This is a genomic window from Calidithermus roseus, assembly GCF_003574095.1.
GTDB lineage: Bacteria > Deinococcota > Deinococci > Deinococcales > Thermaceae > Calidithermus > Calidithermus roseus.
Map to the genome: position 1 here is coordinate 1 of NZ_QWLA01000134.1, position 3,565 is coordinate 3,565.

The 3,565-nt window shown below is 66.9% G+C and carries 2 protein-coding genes; both read right to left on the reverse strand.

The window, feature by feature from the left end:
* The coding region (locus Mrose_RS17980) for a hypothetical protein (protein WP_147371724.1) at positions 1-2,085 on the reverse strand (2,085 nt) is incomplete at its 3' end.
* Between the two features lie 213 nt (positions 2,086-2,298).
* Positions 2,299-3,565 (reverse strand): hypothetical protein (locus tag Mrose_RS17985; protein WP_220452363.1); only part of this gene is annotated, 1,267 nt, incomplete at its 5' end.

Below are 3,565 nucleotides of genomic sequence, written 5' to 3' on the forward strand. Positions count from 1 at the left end.
GGCGGGGAAGAGGTCGCTCCAGCGGAAGGTCTGCACGGGTTCGAATTTGGTGTCCGGGTCGCCCTCGCCCACGGCTCCCTTGACCCAGAGGGTGATGCGCTCACCGTCGAAGCTCAGCCTCAAGGTGGTGGGCAGGCCGTGGCACCAGCGCACGCCGAGGTTGGTGCGGCGCGTCACCGGGGCGTAGTCCGGGCGCCGGGCGACCTGCCACTCGACCTCGGAGGCATCGGACTGGGAGTTGTCCATGAAGCCGCGCAACAGGATGTAGTTCTCCCTGTCCTGCCACAAGAACAGCCCTGCCCGCAGGCGGTTGTTCTTCGAGGGGCTGTCCTCGTCGAAGCCCGAGCAGATCCGCTGCCCACTCCCCCGCACCGCATCCTCCTTGCGCAGCACGCCCTGCCCGGCGGGGATGATGGTGGCCTCGAGGCTGGCGAAATTGCGGTACTGGCTGGGCCAAGGCAGGCCGTAGAGCAGCAGGTTGGTACGGCTGCTGTCCTGCGCCCTGGGGAAGACGGTGACGTGCCCTGCCCCGTCGACCACCAGGTATTCGTTTTCGTTGCGGCTGGCCTTCCTCTCCCAGGTCAGGCCGCCCACCGGGGTCTTGCGGCCCGCCAGGTTGGCGTAGCCGCCGCTGAAGTCGTCGGAGGCCACCACCACGCTGCCGGTGTCCTCGAGGGGCGCTTCCTGCTCGGGCAACAGGAGTGCGCTGGGCAGGGTGATGGTGCGCGGGTGGGCTTCGAAGTAGCTCACCGCCGTGCTGTTTGCGGTGCCGGGGGCGATGCGGAAGCCCACCCCCGTGAAGTTCGCGCTGTTGTTGTTGTCGGCGTTGCTGAAGTTGGTGGTGGGCGCCTCAACGCTCAGCACCTCCTTCTCGTTCATCAGCACGCGGATGCGCCCCCCCGCGCTGAAGCGCGTGTCCTTGAGGCCGCTGTCGATGAGCTGGAGATAAACGGTGGCGTTCTTGGGTAGCAGCCGCTCGGGATTGTTGTCGTCGATGATCAGAGTAGAGGTCGCACCACTCACTCGCGTGAACTTGAGATTCGTGCTCGAGATGAATAGCTCGTAGTAATCGGTATACGCCCCGCTGCCATCCTTCCTGGCCCGGAAGATGATCCCCACACCCTGCGGGTCGTTGCCGGTGGTGACGGTGAGGCCCAGCACCTGTGAGGGCGCGCCGGGGTCGAGGATGGCCATGGCGCCGCTGGCGTCGGCGGTAACCCCATTGGGGGTGGGGGCGAAGCTGCCCGTCGTCGTCCAGGTTCCGCCTTTCTCCGCCGTTCCCGGCGTGCTGCTGATCAGGCGGTCGGCGGCGTGGGCGGTGGCGTACCAGTTCTGCCACTCAGGGATGTCACGCACCTGAAAGTGATGGATGCGGTGGGGATCGATCTGGTTGGCGCTGTGAACTCCAGGGTAGAGCTCGGGGGAGGTCAGGCTCTGGTCCAAGCCGATCACGCTGGCCTGGGGGGGAGCGGCATAGTAGCCGCCCGCCAGGCCATCCACCACGTACACCGCGCCACGCTCGCGCAGGATCACGTAACCGTCGAGCTGGGTCTGGAACTGCGGCAGACCGCTTTCCATGGCCCCGGTCTTGGAGCCAAAGTCGAAGGTGCCGCTCTGCTGGCCGAAGTTGCGCAGGAGGATGGCGTTTGAGCCCACCATGGGGGTGGTGGGGTCGGGCGAGTCGAAGCCGCCAAAGACCAGACTGTTCTCCTCCTGCACGTCGCCCGCGGTCAGGCGGAAGTGAATGACCTTCCCGTTCTGGCGTGGCACGGCGGGGTAGGCCATACCCATGCGCCCGAAAGAGGGCTCGAACAGCGGTGGCATCCGCAAGGAGCAATTGTCGATGCTCATGCGGCCAGTGGTCGGCCCCTCCTGCTCGACGTCGGTCACCAGGCGGGGGGTGCCCTCGGGGCTGGTGGTGCCCGTAACCCCGGCCATCGGGCGCGAATCACCGAAAGAATCCTGGGGGAAGCTGGCGCTGGGGTACTTGACGCAGGCCGCCCGATTTCCCCCCCCACCCCCGCCAGTACCAGGGCAGGCCGCCAGGGCCAGCACCAATGGAGCGAGCAGCATGAATCGCTTCATATGTTAGGTTGAGGGTACTGCAAGTTCCGGCCAATTCGGATAAGAACGTTACAGCGTTATGGCTCCAGGTCACGCCACCTCGAGCACCGTAAGCTCCGCGCAAGCGGAGGCCTTTGCCCGGCCAGCCATGGAATCGTTAAGGGGCGCAAACCCGACCATAACGGCAGGGTTAACGGCTATCGATGGTCGGTAGCCTAAAACACAAGCCGATCCTCACCTCAGCCTCGTCGATCCCCAAGCGGTGAAGCTGTCTAAGCGGGTGCCGCTGTCCTCCTCGGAGAAGAGCAGGCCCACCATGTTGATCTTGAGGGGGGGTTGGTCGGGGAAGGCGTCGCTCCAGCGGAAGGACTGCACAGCTTCCTCACGAGGGCTGCCCGGAGCCCTGACCCACGCCACCACCCAGTCCCCGTCGAAGCTCACCCGCAGGTGGAAGGGGTTGCCGTGGCACAGGCGCGGTCCCAGGTTGACCCGGCGGATCACGTCCAGCACGCCCTCCACCGGAGCCTGCCACTCGAGCTCGGAGGCGTTGGACTGCGAATCGTCCATGAAGGCCCGGAGGATGAGGTAGTGCTGGGCGTCCTGCCAGAAGAAAAACCCCGCCCGCAGGCGCTCTTCCCGATTGGCCTCGGTGTAGCCGGTGCAATTGCCCTCGAGGTCATAGCGGCCTTCGTGGCCGGGCGGGGTGAGGGTAGCCTCGAGGCTGGCGAAGTGGCGGTAGCTCTGGGGCCAGCGCAGGCCGTAGAGCAGGTAGTCGCTGCGCTTTTCCCGCGGCGCAGGCTGCACCTGGCCGTTGCCCAGCAGCACCACCTTCTCACTCTGCGCCCGTGGGGCCCACTTCTCCCAGACCAGGCCCCCCACCGGGGTATGGCGGGCCTCGAGCGGGCCCGCGGCCCCGTCGAAGCGGTCCGAAGCCACCACCACGTTGCCTCGCTCCTCGAAGAAGGGCTCGGGTAGCCGGAGTTCGGCGGGCAGGGCGATGGTGCGGGGGTGAGCCTCGAAACGGCTCAGCACCGTGCCCCAGGCCACCCCCTCCCCGATCTCGAAGCCCACCCCGCTGGCGTCGGCATTGGCGTTGTCGAACTCCGGGGCGGCCTTGGGATCATCGCCCAGCACGAAGGCCACCCTGCCGTCGAGGTAGAGCCGGATTTTGCCCCCCTTGTCGAAGGGCCCGTTCCGAGGGCCGGTGTCGAGCACCTGGAGGTAGTGGGTGGCGTTCTTGCCCAGCAGGAACTCGGGGGCTTGGGTCTGCTGCAAGGGAGTAGCCTGCCCCCCCTTCACCCGCACCACCTGGGCGATCTCGCTCGAGACCACGAAGGCGTAGTAGTCCTGCATCGAACGGGCCCGGAAGATCAGGGCAACCCCCTGGGGGCGGGGCCCGGTCCTGAGCGTGAGGCCCAGCACCTGTGAGGGCGCTCCCGGATCGAGCAGGGCCATACCCCCCTTGGCGTCGCTGTGGACTCCCTCTACCCCCCGCCTGAGG